The 18,299-nt window shown below is 71.1% G+C and carries 16 protein-coding genes; 4 read left to right on the forward strand and 12 right to left on the reverse strand.

Annotated features, from left to right (window positions below; genetic code table 11):
* The coding region (locus tag OKJ99_RS03110; protein ID WP_326014140.1) for a helicase-associated domain-containing protein at nucleotides 1–1,470 on the forward strand (1,470 nt) is incomplete at its 5' end.
* A gap of 73 nt (nucleotides 1,471–1,543) precedes the next feature.
* Here the strand turns inward: OKJ99_RS03110 and OKJ99_RS03115 are convergent.
* The 5 genes from OKJ99_RS03115 to OKJ99_RS03135 all read right to left on the reverse strand — a co-directional run bounded on the left by OKJ99_RS03115 (nucleotide 1,544) and on the right by OKJ99_RS03135 (nucleotide 6,270).
* Nucleotides 1,544–2,371, reverse strand: a complete 828-nt coding sequence (locus OKJ99_RS03115) for an MBL fold metallo-hydrolase (protein ID WP_326014142.1) — start codon at nucleotides 2,369–2,371, stop codon at nucleotides 1,544–1,546.
* Between the two features lie 81 nt (nucleotides 2,372–2,452).
* A complete protein-coding gene (locus tag OKJ99_RS03120) occupies nucleotides 2,453–3,685 on the reverse strand; it encodes a CaiB/BaiF CoA transferase family protein (RefSeq protein ID WP_326014144.1) in 1,233 nt (410 codons plus the stop codon).
* The gene (locus OKJ99_RS03125) at nucleotides 3,685–4,851 is read right to left on the reverse strand and encodes an acyl-CoA dehydrogenase family protein (protein WP_326014146.1); all 1,167 of its coding nucleotides are present in this window, start codon (nucleotides 4,849–4,851) and stop codon (nucleotides 3,685–3,687) included. The genes OKJ99_RS03120 and OKJ99_RS03125 overlap by 1 nt, the downstream gene beginning before the upstream one ends.
* A 7-nt stretch (nucleotides 4,852–4,858) precedes the next feature.
* On the reverse strand, nucleotides 4,859–5,695 hold the full coding sequence (locus OKJ99_RS03130) for an HpcH/HpaI aldolase/citrate lyase family protein (RefSeq protein WP_326014147.1): 837 nt from the start codon (nucleotides 5,693–5,695) through the stop codon (nucleotides 4,859–4,861).
* Nucleotides 5,692–6,270 carry a MaoC family dehydratase gene (locus tag OKJ99_RS03135; protein WP_326014148.1) on the reverse strand — a complete coding sequence of 193 codons (579 nt, stop codon included), beginning with the start codon at nucleotides 6,268–6,270 and terminating at the stop codon, nucleotides 5,692–5,694. Before OKJ99_RS03135 ends, OKJ99_RS03130 begins: the two co-directional genes overlap by 4 nt.
* Nucleotides 6,271–6,382: 112 nt before the next feature.
* Between OKJ99_RS03135 and OKJ99_RS03140 the strand changes: the two genes are divergently transcribed.
* On the forward strand, nucleotides 6,383–7,114 hold the full coding sequence (locus OKJ99_RS03140; protein ID WP_326014149.1) for an IclR family transcriptional regulator: 732 nt from the start codon (nucleotides 6,383–6,385) through the stop codon (nucleotides 7,112–7,114).
* Between the two features lie 247 nt (nucleotides 7,115–7,361).
* Nucleotides 7,362–8,684, forward strand: coding sequence for an MFS transporter (locus OKJ99_RS03145; RefSeq protein ID WP_326014150.1), 1,323 nt, complete (start codon nucleotides 7,362–7,364; stop codon nucleotides 8,682–8,684).
* Nucleotides 8,685–8,752: 68 nt separating this feature from the next.
* On the opposite strand, the gene sucB is transcribed toward OKJ99_RS03145, so the two are convergent.
* From sucB to OKJ99_RS03165, 4 genes are all read right to left on the reverse strand, one after another.
* Entirely contained in the window at nucleotides 8,753–10,054 is a 1,302-nt protein-coding gene (gene sucB, locus OKJ99_RS03150; RefSeq protein ID WP_407700636.1) for a 2-oxoglutarate dehydrogenase, E2 component, dihydrolipoamide succinyltransferase, read from the reverse strand.
* 5 nt (nucleotides 10,055–10,059) lie between these two features.
* Nucleotides 10,060–12,774: a pyruvate dehydrogenase (acetyl-transferring), homodimeric type gene (gene aceE, locus OKJ99_RS03155; protein ID WP_407700637.1), complete on the reverse strand. Its 2,715-nt coding sequence runs from the start codon at nucleotides 12,772–12,774 to the stop codon at nucleotides 10,060–10,062.
* Nucleotides 12,775–12,941: 167 nt separating this feature from the next.
* A complete protein-coding gene (locus OKJ99_RS03160; RefSeq protein ID WP_326014151.1) occupies nucleotides 12,942–13,721 on the reverse strand; it encodes a DsbA family oxidoreductase in 780 nt (259 codons plus the stop codon).
* Nucleotides 13,721–14,386 (reverse strand): GntR family transcriptional regulator, encoded by a 666-nt coding sequence (locus OKJ99_RS03165; protein WP_326014152.1) that lies wholly within the window; start codon nucleotides 14,384–14,386, stop codon nucleotides 13,721–13,723. The genes OKJ99_RS03160 and OKJ99_RS03165 overlap by 1 nt, the downstream gene beginning before the upstream one ends.
* Nucleotides 14,387–14,710: 324 nt before the next feature.
* Between OKJ99_RS03165 and OKJ99_RS03170 the strand changes: the two genes are divergently transcribed.
* Nucleotides 14,711–15,556 (forward strand): prephenate dehydratase, encoded by an 846-nt coding sequence (locus OKJ99_RS03170; RefSeq protein WP_326014154.1) that lies wholly within the window; start codon nucleotides 14,711–14,713, stop codon nucleotides 15,554–15,556.
* 22 nt (nucleotides 15,557–15,578) lie between these two features.
* Here the strand turns inward: OKJ99_RS03170 and OKJ99_RS03175 are convergent, their stop codons facing one another.
* The 3 genes from OKJ99_RS03175 to OKJ99_RS03185 all read right to left on the reverse strand — a co-directional run bounded on the left by OKJ99_RS03175 (nucleotide 15,579) and on the right by OKJ99_RS03185 (nucleotide 18,172).
* Nucleotides 15,579–16,925, reverse strand: a complete 1,347-nt coding sequence (locus OKJ99_RS03175) for a serine hydrolase domain-containing protein (protein WP_326014156.1) — start codon at nucleotides 16,923–16,925, stop codon at nucleotides 15,579–15,581.
* 115 nt (nucleotides 16,926–17,040) lie between these two features.
* Complete coding sequence (locus OKJ99_RS03180) at nucleotides 17,041–17,568, reverse strand: NUDIX hydrolase family protein (RefSeq protein WP_326014162.1); 528 nt, start codon at nucleotides 17,566–17,568, stop codon at nucleotides 17,041–17,043.
* 16 nt (nucleotides 17,569–17,584) lie between these two features.
* Entirely contained in the window at nucleotides 17,585–18,172 is a 588-nt protein-coding gene (locus OKJ99_RS03185; RefSeq protein WP_326014158.1) for an AAA family ATPase, read from the reverse strand.
* Nucleotides 18,173–18,299 lie beyond the last annotated feature (127 nt).

Genomic DNA, 18,299 nt, shown 5'->3' on the forward strand with positions numbered 1-18,299 from the left:
GGTCAGGCCCGGTCCGCCGCGGCGGCCGCCGCCGACCGCGCCGAACGCCTGCTGCGCGCCCTGGCCGCCGCGCCGGTCGCGATCCGCAAGAGCGGCGGCGTCGCCGTACGCGACACCCGTCGCCTCGCCAAGGCGGCCGGGCTCGACGCGAGCGAGACCCGCCTGTGGACCGAGCTCGCGGCGAACGCCGCGCTGATCGGACCAAGTGAGCCCGAGGAGAGCAGCAACGCGACCGCAGGGCGCGGCCGTTCCCGCCGCGCCGCCGCGTCCCCGGCCGAACCGGTACGGCTGCTGCCCACCGCCGCCTGGGACCGGTGGTCCGGGTCGGACCCGGCCACCCGGCTGCTGCCGCTGGTCGCCGCGTGGGCGGTGGTCCCGGAGACCTTCACGTACTGGCCCGAGGACTCGGGCGACACCCCCGTCGCGCTGACCGCCCCCGACGACCCGTACGCCGTCGACCTGCGCCACGGCCTGCTCGCCGCTCTCGGCTCACTGCCCGAGGGCGAGGCACCCGGAACCGCCACCGCCGGCCGGTCCGTACCTGCGTCGGCACTCGACCGTGACACCCTCACCGACCTCGTCGTCCGTGCCTCCTGGTACCGCCCGGCCTGCCTGTCCATCCCCGACGTAGAGGACCGCGCGCGAGCCGTCCTCGGTGAGGCCGAACTCCTCGGCCTCACCGCCCACCACGCCCTCACCGCCGCGGGGCACGCCGTCCTCGGCCTCCTCGACGCGGGCGCGGCCCGACACTTCCCGGCCGTCCCCGGCGCCGGAGCGGACATCGGCGAACACCAGGAACTGGCAGACGCGGTCGAGGAGTTGGGGCGGTCGCTGGCCGAGCTGCTCCCGCCGCCCGAACACACCGCCCGCTTCCAGGCCGACCTCACCGCCACCGTCACAGGACCGGCCGCACCCGACCTCGCCGAGCTCCTCGCGGCCTGCGCGGACCGCGAGTCCGACGGGCACGCCACGGTGTGGCGGATCGGCCCCGCCTCCGTGCGTCGCGCGCTGGACGCGGGCTGGGACGCCGCCGCGCTGACCGACCGCCTCACCGCCGCCTCGCACGGCTCCGCACCGCTCCCGCAGCCACTCACCTACCTCATCACCGACACCGCCCGCGTCCACGGCCGCATCCGCGTCGTCCGCTCAGCCTGCGCCCTGCGCTGTGACGACCCCGCGCTGACCGCCGAGATCGCCGCCGCCCGCCCCCTCGCCAAGCTCGGCCTGCGCGCGCTCGCCCCCACCGTCCTGATCTCCGCGGCGGATCCCGAGACAACCCTGACCGCCCTGCGAACGGCCGGCTACGCCCCCGTCCTCGAAGCCGCCACAGGCGCCACCGTCGTCGAACGCACCCCACAGGAACGCTCCCCGGCCACCATGCCCTCCCTCACGGAGGCCCACGCCCCGTACGGCCGGGCCACGGGACCGGCCACGGCCCATGCCTTGGCCGCCGCCCTTCAGACTTCTTGACCTTTCGAGGTGGGAGGCGGGTCAAGTGGCGGGCTCCCTTTGCCAGTTGCCGGTGGTGCTGGAGCGCGGATCTCTAACCGCCCGTTCCTTCGCGCCCACCCCGTCGGGCGACGCTCTGGGCCTGTCCTTCGTGGATGTCGCTCACCCACTCCCAGCCGGGCTTCGCCGATGGGCCGATCCGTGGGTCGCTGGGAGGGATGCCGTCGCGTAGGGCGTGCACGTACGCACGGTCCAGGTCGATCCGTGCGTGGAGTTGATCGGCTGTGCCGACGGAACCGTGGCCTGGGATGACGATGTCGACGTCGTCCGTCACGTCCTCCAGACGTCGAAGCCCCACCAAGTAGTCCTCGATCGGGTCGGCGGAATCGTCGAGCATTGGGATCAGGACGTCGGACAGCATGTCGCCGGCGATGAGTACTCTGCTCTGTTCGATCAGTACTGCTGCGTGGCCCGGGGCATGGGCCGGGAGTTCGATGATCCGGGCCTCAGGGCCGTCCCAAGGAATCCGCGCGGTCCCGGCCGGCAGACCCGTGATGCGGCCGAAGAGATCCAGCGGCGTCTCCTCGGCGATTTCCGGCGGCAAGCCCTCGGCGAGGTGGGCCTTCCAGTCCGGGTCCGAGAGCAGATGTTCCAGGAATTTCGCGCAGCGGGCCGTGCCGTATCGAGGCGCTTCGCCGAACTCGGTGTGCCAGAGCGCGTGATCCCAATCCGGATGTGTCGAGAAGCCCGCTGCCACGGGGCGGCCGTACTTGTGAAGGTCGTTCGCGAGGCAGAGCATTTCGTCGTCTGTGATCCCGGGGTCGACGAGCAGTACGCCGTCCTTGCCCTGCACGACAACGGTGTTGTTCTGGAGCAACTCGCTCTGGTGGACGAGCACTCCTTCCGCGACCTGCTGCAGCATGGGATCCTCCCGTTTGTGGTCCGCAGCCGCTTGTTGAGACCGTAGCCCACTCTTTCTACGGCGTCTCCGGCCTGCCGCGCCCTAAGGGATCCGCCCCTTCTCCCGAGCCACCACCGCACCGCCCTCCAACGCCTCCGCGATCTCCTCCGGCGTGCAACCGGCCGCCGCGAGTACGTCCCTGGTGTCGCCGCCCGCAGGGCTCGGCGGAGCCGCCGCGTGGCCCGGGGTGCGGCTCAGTTTGATGGGGACGCCGATGCCGCGATAGCCGTCCTGTTCGACGACGAGTTCGCGGTGGCGTACCTGTGGCGCCGTCATGGCCTCGGCGATGTCGTGGACCGGGGACGCCGGGACTCCTCGGGCGAGGAGGTGTTCCGAGAGTTCGGCGCGGCGGCGGCCCGCGATGCGGCCGGCGAGGACGGCGCGGAGCTCCGCCACATTGCGTACGCGGTCGGGGTTGGTCGCGAAGCGCGGGTCCGTGGCGAGGGCGGGTTCGTCCAACACGTCGGCGAGCGCCGCGAATTGACGGTCGTTGCCCGCGCCGATGAAGAACAGGCCGTCGAGCGTGGCGAAGTTCTCGTAGGGGGCGATGGTGGGATGGGCGGATCCTGTACGGGACGGGATCCGGCCGTCGGCCAGCCAGGATGCCGAATGGGGGTGTAGGAGGCTGATGACGGTGTCGAGGAGGGTGGTGTCGACGAGCTGGCCGCGGCCCGAGCGGTGGCGTTCGTTGAGGGCCAGCAGGATTCCGGAGAACGCGAGGATGCCGGTGACCTGATCGACGACGGGGACGCCGATGCGCAGCGGCGGGCCCTCCTGTTCCCCGTTGATGCTCATCAGGCCGCCGTACGCCTGGAGTACGGCGTCGTAGCCGGGGAGCCCGCCGAGCGGTCCTTCGGTGCCGAAGCCGGTGATGCGGCAGTGGATCAGGGCGGGCCAGCGCTCGCGGATCACGTCGTCGGGGTAGCCCCAGGCGGCGAGGGTGCCGGCCTTGAAGTTCTCCACCACCACGTCGGCGTCGGCCAGGAGGGTGCCGAGGATGGTGCGGCCCTGGTCGGTGGCCAGGTCGACGACGATGTTCTGCTTGCCGCGGTTGACGTTCGCGTAGTACGCGCTGGTGTCCTCGGTGAGGAACGGCGGTCCCCAGCGGCGGGTGTCGTCGCCGGTCGGGGATTCCACCTTGACGACGGTGGCGCCGTGGTCGGCGAGCATCTGGGTGCACAGGGGGCCCGCGAGGACGCGGGAGAGGTCGAGGACCTTGAGGCCCGCCAGCGCGCCGGGCGTAGGGGCATCCGGTGTAGTGACCTGTGTCGTCATCAGTAGGACCTCGGCAGACCGAGCACGTGCTGGGCGACGTAGTTGAGGACCATCTCCTGGCTGACGGGGGCCAGACGCATCAGGCGCGACTCCCGAAAGTACCGCTCGACGTGGTACTCCTGCGCGTATCCCATGCCGCCCAGTGTCTGGACGGAGGCGTCGGCGGCCTGGAAACCGGCGTCGGCGCAGAGCCACTTGGCCATGTTCGCCTCACGGGCACAGTGCTGCCCCTGGTCGTAGCGCCAGGCGGCGTTGCGGGCCATGAGCCGGGCGGCGTCCAGGCGGGTGAGAGCCTCGGCGAGCGGGAAGGCGATGCCCTGGTTGCGGCCGATGGGGCGGTCGAAGACGACGCGGTCCTTGGCGTACTGGGTCGCCACGTCCAGGGCCGCGCGGCCGATGCCGAGCGCCTCGTGGGCGAGCAGGATCCGTTCGGGGTTGAGGCCGTCCAGGAGATAGCGGAAGCCCTGGCCCTCCTCGCCGATACGGCACGTGGCGGGCACCCGCAGCCCGTCGATGAAGATCTCGTTGGAGGCGACGGCGTTGCGCCCCATCTTGGGGATCGGCCGGATGTCCATGGCGGTGCGGTCGATGTCGACGAGGAAGACGGAGAGCCCGTCGGTGGGCTTGGTGACCTCGTCGCGGGGCGTGGTGCGGGCCAGCAGCACCATCTTCTGCGAGTCACCGGCCTTGGTGATCCAGATCTTGCGGCCGTCGATCACGTAGTGGTCGCCGTCGCGGCGGGCGAACGTGGAGACGCGGGTGGTGTCGGTGCCCGCGTCCGGTTCCGTGACACCGAAGCACACGTGCAGGTCGCCGGTGACGGCGTGCGGCAGTACCTCGCGGCGCAACTGCTCACTGCCGTGCTTGGCCAGGACGTTGAGCCCGAAGATGGTCAGGTGCATGGTGCTGCAGCCGTTCATGCCCGCCCCGGAGGCGGCCACCTCCTCCAGCAGGAGAGCGGCTTCCAGGACACCCAGACCGCCGCCTCCGTACTCCTCGGGCACGGCGATGCCGAGCCAGCCGGCCTTGGCGAACGCCTCGTAGAACTGCCAGGGGAATTCGGCGCGTTGGTCCTGCCGCGACCAGTAGTCCGGGCTGAAGGACCTGGCCAGGTCGCGGACGCCCGCCTGGATGTCCTGCTGCTGCGCGGTCAGTTCGAAGTCCATGTCGGTGTCACTTCCGTGTGGGGTGTGCGGCGTCGCCGGTGGGTTCCAGGGCGGTGAGCACCGAGCGGGCGTGGGCCAGGACGGGGGCGTCGACCATGCGGCCCTCGTGCCGGAAGACGGCGCCGTGGGTCTCGGCCGCCGCGAGGACCTCGCGGGCCCAGCGGCCCTCGGCCTCGGTGGGTGCGAACGCGGTGCGGATGGGCGCCACATGGCTGGGGTGGATGCAGGCCTTGGCGCGGAAGCCGACGGCCGCGGCGTCCTCGGCCTCGACCGCCAGGCCTTCGAGGTCGGGGATGTCGAGGTGCACGGCGTCAACGGCGTACTTGTGGGCGGCGGTTGCGGCCAGCAGGACCTGTGCCCGCGCATGGCGGACCACCCCGCGGTAGCCGCCGTCCGGGCCGCGGCTTGAGCGGCCGCCCAGGTCGGCGATGAGGTCCTCGCCGCCCCACATCAGGCCCGCGCAGTTGTCGGTGCGCGCGAGGGATTCCGCGGCGAGTACTCCGGCCGCGGTCTCGCACAGGGCGAGGACAGTGTGCGGTGCGCAGGCGCGCACGTCGGCGGCGGATCCGGCCTTGGGAAGCATGACCATGGTGTGTGCGGGCAGCGCCGCCAGGTCGTGCTCGCCCCATGGTGTGTCGAGGGCGTTGATCCGTACGAAGGTGTGTGCCGGGTCGAGGCCTGGGAGGGCCTGGACGACGGACTGCCGGGCGCGGTCCTTGTCCGCGGGGGCCACGGCGTCCTCCAGGTCGAGGACGACGCTGTCGGCGCGGGCGGCGGCCTTGGCGTAGCGGTCCGGCCGGTCGGCGGGGCAGAACAGCAGGGCGGGGCCCTTGAGCGCGCTCATCGGCCGTCCTCTGCCGCGGAGTTGGCCGGGTCGCGCCGCATCAGGGCCACACGCCGGACGACGGCGACGAGTTCGCCGCGCTGATTGCGGCCGCGGTGCTCGAAGGTGACCACGCCGTCGTCGGGGCGCGAGGCGGAGGCGCGCTTGGCGATGACCTCGGTCTCGGCGTAGAGGGTGTCACCGTGGAAGACCGGTGCGGGGAAGGTGACCTGCTCGAAGCCCAGGTTGGCGACCGTCGTGCCCTGGGTGAGCTGGCCGACGCTGAGGCCCACGACGGTGGAGAGCGTGAGCAGGCTGTTGACCAGGCGCTGGCCGAACTCGGTGTCGGCGGCGGCGTGTTCGTCCAGGTGGAGGCTCTGGGGGTTCATGGTCAGCGTGGTGAAGAACGTGTTGTCGGCCTCGCCGAGGGTGCGCCCGGGCCGGTGCGCGTAACGCACACCCGGTTCCAGTTCCTCGAAGTACAGCCCGCGCTGGGTGATCTCAGTGGACGGTTCGGTGCGCGATTCGGTGCGCGGTTCGGTGGGCAGCGTGTGCGGCTCGGTGTGCATGACGGTGTCCGTTCGTATTTGCGTCATCACGTTCGCAGATACGATCAACGTAGGCGGGCGGGTGCGGCCGGTCAAGAGTCGACCGGGACCTTCGGTGACGGATAGAGTTCGTAGATACGAACCGAGAGGGAGGGTCACCGTGGCCGAGACCGTCGCCAAGGCGCACCGGACCGTCAGCCGGGTGACCGACATCCTTGAGATCGTCGCGCAGCGGGACGGCGCCCGTATGCATGAACTCTCGACCGCCCTCGACGCCCCGAAGTCCTCGGTCTTCGGGCTGGTCAAGGGGCTGGTGTCGACGGGGTACCTGGTCGAGGAGCACGGCGTCTACGCGCTCGGGCCCGCGCTCGCGAATCTGCTGTCGCAGCCGTCCCTGGACGTGGCCGGGGCCGCGCAGCCCAGCCTTGACGCGCTGCGTGAGCAGTTCCAGGAGACCGCGATGCTCGGCGTGGGGGTCGGCGACTCCGTCGTGTACCTGGCCTCCGCCGAATCGCAGCAGCTGATCCGGTACTCGGCGCCCATCCGCGTCCGCCGCCCGCTGTATCCGCCGAGCGCGGGCAAGGTCATCCTGGCGTACCGGACCGCGGCACAGCGCGAGGCCTACCTGCGTGACGCGCTTCCGGACCCGGACGCCTACCGGGCCGCGCTGGAAGAACTCGCCGCGGTGCGCACCGGCGGCGTGGCGTTCAACCGGGGCGAGACGCTCCCCGACGTCAGTGCGGCGGCCCGCCCGATCCTCGTCCAGGGTGCGGTGCGCGGCGTCATCTCGGTCGCCGGCCCCACCCAGCGCATCGCGGAGCACCTCCCCGCCATCGCGGACGCGCTCACCGGCGCGGTGGCCGCGGCGGCGGCGCGACTCGGCGACCGGTAGCCGCACTCCCTTCCCTTCCCTTCCCCTGCCTCGCCGGTGCGCGACCCTCGCGCCCCGACTCCTTGACGCCTTCTTCGACGCTCGCCTAGCCTTCGCATATCCGAGTCATGGTTCGCATATAAGAACCCACTGAAACCTCGATCATCTTCGATGACTGTCTGGTCCTGCCCCAGGACTCCCGCTCCTCCGGGCTCCGACGCGCCGCAGGCACGGTCCGCGTCCGGCTCGGCACCGAAAGAAGAGGGACATGGCAAGTACGCTCGACGAAGAGCGCGCCACCGCCTCGCGGGCGCCAAAAGGCGTGCGCTCGGCCGTCATCGCGGGTTCCGCGATGGAGTGGTTCGACTTCTACCTCTACGCCTCGATGGCGGCCCTGGTGTTCGGGAAGGTGTTCTTCCCCGCCGGGGAACCCGCGTTGGCCACCATGGCCGCGCTCGGCACCTTCGCGGTGGGATTCTTCGCCCGCCCCGTCGGCGGCATCATGTTCGGGATGATGGGTGACCGGCTGGGCCGCAAGAAGGTGCTGTCCCTGACGTTCACCCTGATGGGAGCTTCCTCCGCCTGCATAGGCCTGCTGCCGAGCTACGCTTCCATCGGTGTCATGGCCCCGGTCCTGCTCGTCCTGCTGCGCCTGCTCCAAGGGCTCGGTGCGGGCGCGGAGTTCGGCGGTGCGATCGCCGTGGCCTACGAGCACGCGGACGCCAAGTCGCGGGGCCGGCAGGGCTCCTGGCCCGCGCTCGGGGTGAACATCGGCCTGCTCGCCTCGTCCCTCACCGTCGCCGGTCTCACCAGCATGAACGACGACTTCCTGTACAGCGTCGGCTGGCGGATCCCGTTCGTCCTGAGCTTCCTGCTCGTCGGCATCGGCCTGTGGGTGCGCCGCAACCTGCCCGAGACACCCGCCTTCCAGGAGATGACACACCAAGAGAGCGCCCGCCCCGCGCGGAGGAAGAACCCGCTCATCCAGCTCTTCCGAACGGACTGGCGGGGCCTCGCCGTCGTCATGGCCATCACCATCGGCTACAACGGCGTCAGCTACACCTTCAAGACGTTCTCACTGTCCTACCTCACCGACTTCCAAGGTGTCTCGGCCAGCGTCGGCGCCCTGGGCATCAGCATCGCGAGCTGCTGCTCACTCATTACGGTGCCGCTGGCGGGCCGGCTGAGCGATGCCATCGGCTCGAAGAAGGTGGTCGTCATCAGTGCCGTCGCCACCGCCGCGCTGGCCTTCCCGTTCTTCTGGCTCCTGGACACGCGGAACAACTGGCTGATCTGGCTCGGACTCACGCTTGCCACCGGCATCACGGTGCCCGCCCTGCTCTCCGCCCAAGGCGCCTTCCTGGCCCGCCAGTTCCCGCCCGCAGTACGCGGAACGGGCCTCGGCACCGGACGCGAGGTCGGCGGCGCGTTCTCCGGCGGCCTCGCACCCCTCGCGGCCTTCGCCATCGTGCAGGCGTCGCCGTCGCACGCGACGTGGGGTGTCTCGCTGCTGTTCCTCGCGGGCGCGGTGTTCATCGGCGTCGGGGCGGTCTGCGACCAGAGTCGGCGGTACAGCAGCGACTTGAACTGATCGCCCACGGAGCCGGACGTGCCCCAACGGGGCCACGTCCGGCCGGGGGTTGGAGCGCTTTGGAGCGCTTACAGGCCGACCTCGGCAGTGAACTCGCCGGCCTCGAGGATCTGCTTGACCGTCGTCAGGTAGCGGGCGGCGTCGGCGCCGTCCACCAGGCGGTGGTCGTAGGAGAGCGTCACGTAGGTCATGTCACGCACCGCGATGGTGTCGCCGAGCTCCGGGTCGGAGATGACGACCGGGCGCTTGACGGTGGCGCCGATGCCCAGGATGGCGACCTGGTTCGGCGGGACGATGACGGTGTCGAAGAGGGCGCCGCGCGATCCGGTGTTGGAGATCGTGAAGGTCGCGCCGGACAGGTCGTCCGGGGCGATCTTGTTGGTGCGGACCTTGTCGGCCAGCTCGGCGGTCTTCTTGGCGATGCCCGCGATGTTGAGGTCACCGGCGCCCTTGATGACCGGGGTCATCAGGCCCTTCTCCGAGTCGACGGCGATGCCGACGTTCTCGGAGTCGAAGTAGGTGATGGTGCCCTCGTCGTAGTTGAGGCGGGCGTTGATGACCGGGTGGGCCTTCAGTGCCTGGACGGCGGCCTTGACGAAGAACGGCATCGGGGAGAGCTTGACGCCTTCGCGGGCGGCGAAGCCGGTCTTGGCCTTGTTGCGCAGCTTCATCAGCTTGGTGATGTCGACCTCGATGACCGAGGACAGCTGGGCCTGCTCCTGGAGCGCCTTGTGCATGTTGTCCGCGATGGCCTTGCGGATGCGGGGCAGCTTGACCGTCTGGCCGCGCAGCGGGGAGGCCTCCAGGGTCGGGGCGGTCTTGGCGGCGGCCGGGGCGGCAGCGGCGGGGGCCTGGGCCTTGGCGGCCTCGGCGGCGGCGGTGACGTCCTGCTTGCGGATGCGGCCGCCGACGCCGGTGCCCTTGACGGTGGAGAGGTCGACGCCGTGCTCGGAGGCGAGCTTGCGCACCAGCGGGGTGACGTAGGCGCCCTCGTCGGCCGGGGTGACCGGGGCGGCGGGGGTGGCCGGGGCGGACGGGGCGGACGGGGCGACCGGGGCCGGGGCGGCCGGCGCGGGGGCCGGAGCAGCGGGCGCGGCCGGGGCCGGGGTCTCGGCGGCTGCCGGGGCGGCGCCCGGGGCGCCGATGGCGGCGAGCTTGGCGCCGACCTCGGCGGTCTCGTCCTCGGCGACGGCGATCTCCAGGAGCACGCCGGCGACGGGGGAGGGGATCTCGGTGTCGACCTTGTCGGTCGAGACCTCGAGCAGCGGCTCGTCCTCCGCGACCTCCTCGCCGACCTCCTTGAGCCAGCGGGTGACGGTGCCCTCGGTGACCGACTCGCCCAGTGCGGGCAGGGATACGGACGTAGGCATGGCGGTCACTCCTGTTCTTCCAGGCCGTAGCGCTGGATGGCGAGGTCCGGTGTGTCCGGCTTGATGTCGCCACGGGCGGCGAGGGTGCGCAGGGTGTGGACGACGATGGAGTGGGGGTCGACGCCGAAGTGGCGGCGTACGTTGTCGCGGTTGTCGGAGAGGCCGAACCCGTCGGTGCCGATGGAGGTCCACTGCTGGGTGACCCAGGGGGCGATCTGGTCAGGGACGGCGCGCATCCAGTCCGATACGGCGATGACGGGACCGGACGCGTCGGCGAGGGCAGAGGTGACGTACGGGGCGCGGCCCTCCCGCTCGGCCCGCATGGCGTCGCGGCGCAGCAGGGTCCAGGAGGGGGCGGACCACACGTCGGCGGCGACGTTCCAGTCGTTCGCCAGGAGTTCCTGGGCCTTGAGGATCCAGTGGATCGCGGTGCCGGAGGCGAGGAGTTGGGCCCGGGGGCCGCCCGCGTCGTCGGCGGCGGGCCGGTAGCGGTAGAGGCCGCGCAGGATGCCGTCCTCGATGCCTTCGACGGCCGGCATGGGCGGCTGGATCTTGCTCTCGTTGTAGACGGTGAGGTAGTAGAAGACGTCCTCGGCCTCCTCCCCGTACATGCGGCGCAGACCGTCCTTGACGATGACCCCGACCTCGTAGGCGAAGGCCGGATCGTACGGCAGGCAGGCCGGGTTGGTGGAGGCGATGAGGTGGGAGTGGCCGTCGGCGTGCTGGAGGCCCTCGCCGGTCATGGTGGTGCGTCCCGCGGTGGCGCCGATGACGAAGCCGCGGCCCAACTGGTCGGCGAGCGCCCAGAATTGGTCGGCGGTGCGCTGCCAGCCGAACATCGAGTAGAAGATGTAGAAGGGGATCATCGGCTCGCCGTGTGTGGCGTAGGAGGTGGCGGCGGCCGTGAAGGAGGCGAGTGAACCCGCTTCCGTGATGCCCTCGTTGAGGATCTGACCGGACGTCGACTCCTTGTAGTAGAGGAGCTGGTCGCGGTCGACGGGCTCGTACGTCTGGCCCTTGGGCGAGTAGATCCCGGCGGACGGGAACAGGGACTCCATGCCGAAGGTGCGGGCCTCGTCGGGGACGACGGGCACCCAGCGCGCACCGGTCTCCTTGTCCCGCATGAGGTCCTTGACCAGCCGGACGAAGGCCATGGTGGTGGCGATCTCCTGGTTGCCCGAGCCCTTGTTGAGGCTGGTGAAGGGCTTGTCGGCGGGCGCGGGGAGCGGTCGCGCGACGACGCGGCGGGCGGGGGCGGGGCCACCGAGCGTGCGGCGCCGTTCGTTGAGGTAGGTGACCTCGTCGGAGTCCGGGCCCGGGTGGGCGTAGGGGATCTGTCCATCGCCGAGCGCGGAGTCCGGGATGGGCAGCTCCAGCAGGTCGCGCATGGCGCGGAACTCCTTGCCGGAGAGCTTCTTCATCTGGTGGTTGGCGTTGCGCGACTCGAAGCCGGGGCCGAGTGTCCAGCCCTTGACGGTCTGGATGAGGACGACGGTCGGCGCGCCCTGGTGGTCGATGGCGGCGCGGTAGGCGGCGTGCACCTTGCGTGGCTCGTGGCCGCCGCGCGAGGTTCCGACGATGCGGGCGAGATCGGCGTCCGAGTACGAGCGGGCGAGGCCGGCGAGTTCGCCGGTGAAGAGCCGGTCGCGGATGTACGCGCCGTCACGGGCGGCGAAGGTCTGCAACTGCCCGTCGGGCAGGGTGTCGAGGGCGTCGAGGAGCAGCCCGTCGGTGTCCGTGGCGAGCAGGCCGTCCCACTCCACGCCCCACGGCACCTTGACGACGTTCCAGCCGGCGGCCCGGAACTGCCCCTCCAGCTCCTGCATGATCTTGAAGTTGCCGCGGACGGGACCGTCGAGGCGCTGCAGGTTGCAGTTGATGACGAACGTGAGGTTGTCCAGCTCCTCGCGGGCGGCGAGCGCCAGGGCGGCGGTGGACTCGGGCTCGTCCATCTCGCCGTCGCCCAGGAACGCCCACACGTGCGAGGCGGAGGTGTCCTTGATCCGGCGGTTGTGCAGGTAGCGGTTGAAGCGGGCCTGGTAGACGGCGGAGAGCGGACCGAGTCCCATCGAGACGGTGGGGAACTCCCACAGCCACGGCAGGCGGCGCGGATGCGGATACGACGGCAGTCCGCCGCCCGGACCCGCTTCCATCCGGAACCGGTCCAACTGCGCCTCGTCCAGGCGGCCTTCGAGGAAGGCACGGGCGTAGACGCCGGGGGAGGCATGTCCCTGGACGTAGAGCTGGTCGCCGCTGCCGTCCGCGTTCTTGCCCCGGAAGAAGTGCTGGAAGCCGACTTCGTAGAGCCAGGCGGCCGAGGCGTAGGTGGCCATGTGACCGCCCAGGCCGCCGCGTTCGTTGCCGCGTGTCACCATCGCGGCGGCGTTCCACCGGTTCCACGCGGTGATCCGCGACTCCATCGACTCGTCGCCGGGGTAGGCGGGTTCGGCGTCGGTCGGGATGGTGTTCACGTACGGGGTGACCGTCGGCGCGGGCAGCGGGACGCCGGCCCTGCGGGCATGGTCCACCACGCGGCGCAGCAGGCGGGCGGTGCGCCGGTGCCCCACGGCGCCGACCGCGCCGTCCACGGAGGCCAGCCACTCGGCCACCTCCTGCGGGTCCGGCTCGGGCAGTTGGTCCAACTGGTGGTGCAGGGACATGGGTTCGCCCTTCTGGAGCTGGTCGCCCGCGGCCGGGTGAGACGGCCACGGACGGCGCATTGGCGGCTTCCTGGCGGCCGGAGCTGTGGGTGGAACCGGCCGGGTCAGGCAACTACCTTTCGCGGCTTCCGTAAAGTGGAAGATCAATTCCTCAATGCAGAAACTATGCGGCGCCAGATGGGGCGATCAAGCCCTACTGGTGAGTAATTTTCAATGATCGATCAAATTTACGTGTGAGGGACAGGCGGAGTGACGGACGGGGACGAGGTGTCGGCGGCCGCCCGCAGGACGGCCTCCCAGGCGTCGGGTTCGTCGCCGGTGACCTCCGGGAATCCGGTTCCGTACGAACCGTGCCAGGTGGCCTCGATGCCGGGGTTGGCCCACTCCGCGCCGCCGGACACGAACGCGTGCGGGCTGCAGCGCACCTCGTGGCGCCTGGCGCACTCGAAGTCGAGCGTGACCAGGCGCCGGGCGCGGCCGTCGTCCAGGCCCTGTTCGATCAGCTCCTCGCTCACCCCGGATGTCTCGCGGGCGATCGCGATGACCTCGGAGCGGGAGCCGACGGGACGGCTGTGCGCCCAGAACGCGCGGCGGAGGGCCAGGTCCAGGCGCTCCGACGCCCGCAGGCCCTGCTCCTTGGCGAGTTGGACGGCCTCCAGGGCGAACAGCGACGTCGAGGGGAACCTCCAGTCCTCGGCCCGCCACATCTGCCAGCCGGCGTCGGGCTCGATGCGGGCGATCCCGCCCACCTCGGAATCGGTGCCGCGGCGCGGGCTCGGCCCGCCGTTGAACATCTCCAGCGGGAAGGCGCGGTGGTCGATCAGGACCCGGTCGGCCAGTCCCAGCCGCTCGCGGGTGCGGTGCAGGCGGTACAGGCCGGCGTGGGCGAAGGAGCACCAGATGTCCGAGAAGACGGTCACGGTGCCGGGGGCCGTGGTGGTGCGGGGGTCGGAGAGCCGCGCGGCGTGGGCGGCGGGCAGTTCGGCGGCGGGGTTCAGCTGTGGCATCAGGTCCTCGATTCGTTGGAGTAGTCCATGACGTGAAGCTCCATCAGGCGCCCCAGGTGCGGATCGCCCCGGCGCAGCCCCTCGACGAGCTCCTCGTGGTCCTCGGCGTTGTCGTGCAGCTCGGTCCGCAGCCAGCGCAACGACAGGCGCGTCCACGCCTCCACGCCCAGCCAGTCCCAGTGCCGGATCAGCACCGGGTTCCCGCAGGCGTGGACGATCGCGCGATGGAAGGCGACGCCGTGCAGCGCCTGGCTGTCGATGTCGCCCTCGACGGCGGCGCGCCGCATCGCGTCCAGGTGGTGCTCCAGGGTGGCCACGTTCCCCGCCATGCGGGGCGCGGCCAGCATGACCGCGCGGCGCTCCAGTGCGGCCCGCACCAGATAGACATCGCGCAGCTGACCCAACGTCAACTCGCGGACGCGGACCCCCTTGTTCGGCGCGCAGGTCACCAGCTCCATGGTCTCCAGCTCGCGCAGCGCCTCGCGCACCGGAGCCTGGCTCACGGCCAGCTCCTGTGCGATGCGCCGCTCCACGATCCGGTCGCCCGGCTCCCACCGCCCCGCGACGAGGCCTTCGAGGACGAAGTGCCGGACGTGTTCGTGGAGCGGGACGCGTTCGAGCGAGGGGCCGCCGCCTGGTGGACCGGTGGGCAGTGGGACGGACAAGTCAACTCTCCTCAACGGGAAGTCATTTGAGCAATGATCGATCATCGGCTACGGTACTTCACACAACGACCTGCGTCTGCGGCCCATCTGCCGCCGCATGCACGTTCCGGGTGTGGGCCCGGACTCGCGATCCGTCGATTTCTCACCAGCGCCACAGCGCGCTCGCCCGCGACGCCGACGAGTTCGACCCCCGCGGCGTCCTCGGCTCGATGTCGCTCGGCTGAGTGGCCGCGGGCGTGGAGGTGGTGTGGAGGTGGCAGAGTTGGCTCTCGTATTGATCCCCCTGATCGACGGCGACGGCCTCCGCACCGAAGGTGAAACTCTGTGACCAGCATCGCGTATCAAGGCGAGCATGCCTCCAACTCGGCGACCGTCGCCCAGAGGCTGTTCCCCGGGTGCACGGAACTGCCCTGCGTCGGCTTCGAGCAGGCGCTGGACGCGGTGACGTCGGGCGCCGCCGACCTGGCGGTGATCCCGGTGGACAATTCCACGGCCGGCCGTGTCGCCGATGTGCACCACCTGCTCCCGGAGTCCGGGCTGTTCGTGGTCGGCGAGTACTTCCTCGCCATCCGATTCGACCTCATGGGGGTGCCGGGGGCGTCGCTGGGCGATGTGGAGTGCGTCCGCAGCCACGTGCACGCTCTGGGGCAGTGCCGGAAGATCGTGCGTGCGGGCGGGTGGCGTACGCGGGTCAGTGACGACACCGCGGGGGCCGCCCGTGAGGTGGCGGAGCTGGGCGATCCGCGGCATGCGGCGCTCGCTCCGCCGGCGGCGGCCCGGCACTACGGTCTTGAGGTGTTGCAGGCGGGCGTCGAGGACGACCCGGACAACACCACGCGGTTCGTCGTGCTGTCCCGGGACGCCGACTTCGCGCCCGTGGCGGGCGGGCCGACGATGACGAGTCTGTTCTTCGCCGTGCGGAACATCCCGAGCGCGCTGTACAAGGCGCTCGGCGGCTTCTCCAGTAGCGCGGTGAACCTCACGAAGATCGAGAGCTATCAGATGGGCGCGGGGCTCAACCCGAGCTGCTTCTATGTCGAGATCGAGGGGCATCCTGACGAGCCGCGCGTCGCGCTCGCCCTTCAGGAGCTGCGCTTCTTCTCGTCCGAGGTCCGCGTACTCGGCGTCTATCCGGCCCATCCGCACCGGCTGGGGGAGCGGAGCGTCTGAGGCGCACCCGCCGCTCGCCGGGTCAGCCCGAGAGGCGGGCCGCCGCCCGGCTGTTGTGGAGGTACCGCGCCCGCCCGTCCGCGTCCTTGCCGACCAGGACGAACACCTCGTGTCGCCCCGCGCGTTCCTCGACGGTGATCAGTCGGTCGGGGCCGAGGCCCACCAGCTGCTGGGTGACGCTGTCCTCGCCGAGCAGCACCCTGGCCTCACTGGTGCGCGGCGTGGTGGTCAGCCACGTGGTGCCGTCGTCGTGGATGGTGACGGCGAAGTCGAGGAGCGTGGAGCGGTAGGTGCCGGTGGCGCGGTGCGCGTCGACCGGTGCCGGCTCCTCGGGGACCCGGGGCAGGGCCGGGAGCCGTGCGCCGGCGAGTTCGCCGAGCAGATGGCCGCCGACATCCTGGAAGAATGCCGCGGCGTCGCCGCCGTTGGTGAGTACGGCGACGGCGATGCCCGCCTCCGGCACGACCCGCAGGAACGCGTACTGCCCGATCGTGCCGCCGTCGTGGCCGATCATGGAGTGCTCGGGCTGGTCGACGAGCATCCATCCGAGCCCCCAGCGGTCGCCCAGTGCCCCCAGGGGCGGCACGGTCACCTGTGTCTCGCGCATCACGTCGAACGACCGGTCGGACAGGTGCAGTTGGGCGAACCCGAGCAGGGTGCGCGCGGGCATCGCCAGTGCGGCGCCGGCCGGGGCGGTGGAGGGCGGCAGCCCGTAGACGGGGGCCGGCTGCGGGTCGGGGCCGAGGTGGCCGATGGCAGGCAGCTCCAGGATGGCCTCGCCGACATGGGTCGCCACGTGGGCGAGGCGGAGGGGCGCGATCAGGTGTGCGCGCAGCGCCGCGTTGAAGGTCTGGCCGCGCAGCACCTCGACGAGGCGGCCGAGGACGACGTAGCCGCTGTTGCAGTACGAGAACTGTTCGCCCGGCGGGTACAGCTGCTCGGCCTCGGCCAGCGTGGGCAGATAGCGCTCGACCGCGTCGTCGTTCGCGCCCGTGTCGGTGAACCGGTCGCCCTCGACGCCCGAGGTGTGGCAGAGCAGTTGGCGGACGGTGACGGTGGCGGCGGCGTGCTCGTCGGCCAGGGTGAACTCCGGCAGGTACTGCCGCACCGGGCGGTCCAGGTCGAGGCGGCCCTCGTTCGCCAGTTGCTGGATCAGGGTCGCCGTCCAGATCTTGGTGATCGACCCGATCTGGAAGACCGCGTCCGGGGTGACGGGCACCCCGGTGGCCCTGTTCACCACGCCGGCGGCCGTGTCCACCACCTCGTCGTCCACCAGCACGGCGACCTGCGCGCCGGGCACCTTGTGCACGGCGATCAGCTTGGGCAGGTTCTCCGTGATCCAGTCCTGTGCGGCGGACGCTCGTGACATGACGTCTCCCTCGTGGACGCGGGCGCGGGCAAGTCAGCCAATGGTGCTACCGGTCCCGGCGTTTCGGGAACAGGGCGGTGCCGGGCGTCGGTCGTGCGTGGGGGTCGGACAACGGTCAGAGGCCGAGGCCCGCGTGGGCGAGGGCCTGTTTGAGCAGGGCGCCGTGGCCGCCCGGCATCTCGTTCTGCATGGCCGCCGAGACCGCGTCCTCGGGGCTGAACCAGACCAGGTCGAGCGCGTCCTGGCGGGGCTGGCAGTCCCCGGCGACCGGGACGATGTAGGCCAGCGAGACCGCGTGCTGGCGTGGGTCGTGGTACGGCGTGACGCCCTGGGTGGGGAAGTACTCGGCGACGGTGAAGGGCTGGAGCGAGGCCGGCACCCGGGGCAGCGCCACCGGGCCGAGGTCCTTTTCGAGGTGGCGCAGGAGGGCGTCACGGACGCGTTCGTGATGCAGTACGCGGCCGGAGACCAGCGTGCGGCTGACGTTGCCGTCGGGGCCGATGCGGAGCAGCAGGCCGACGCTCGTCACCTCGCCGCTGTCCGCGACGCGCACCGGCACGGCTTCGACGTAGAGAATCGGCATGCGGGCACGGACCAGCTCCAGCTCGTCCTCGGCCAGCCATCCGGGCGTTGTCTCGGTCATGTCGGGCATGGCGTGATCATATTTCAGTGGGTCCGATCTGTGGCCGGTTTGGCCCCGGCCGGGCCCCGTAGAACTGATGCGCGCCGAGCGACGGCCACCGATGTTCGGCCCACTCCCGCCACCCCGGCCAGCCGGTTGGCGGGCCGTCGACACGGTGGCCGCCGAGTTCCGCCGCGTCGGGCTCTTCGAACAGCGACCTCCAGCGCAGGAGGTCCGCCTCGCTCATGGGGAAGGTCCGGTCCGGGGTGGTCGCCTGGCGATGGGCGACGCGGGCGCGCTGGGTGGCGTGGTCCACCGGCACGTACACCAGGTGGCAGGACGTGCCCTCGGCTGTCACCAGCGAGCGGATCGCGGTTCGCTCGTCACGGGACCAGCAGCCGAAGTCCAGTACGACGTCGGTGCCGAGGCGCAGTGCCTCCAGGGCGAGCCACAGCAGGCGCCCTTCCAGCACGTCACGCTTTCCGTCCGCGTCGGGATCGCCGAACAGCGGAATCATCCACTCGTCCGGCGTCAGCCGAAGAGCCCCGTGCTCCTCGGCCAGTTGCCGGGCCCGCGTGGTCTTGCCGGCCCCGGGGAGGCCGACCATCAAGAACAGCTTGGTCATGCCTGAAGGATCGCCGAACGGGTGGAGGAGATGCGCGAACGCACCGACGGTCCTACTTGGTGGTGTGCGTCGGGTAGACCTCGACGTCGGTGTAGGCGCCCTTGATGTCTCCGGCGCCCGCGGGCCA

Source organism: Streptomyces endophyticus (genome assembly GCF_035798155.1).
GTDB classification, from domain to species: domain Bacteria; phylum Actinomycetota; class Actinomycetes; order Streptomycetales; family Streptomycetaceae; genus Streptomyces; species Streptomyces endophyticus.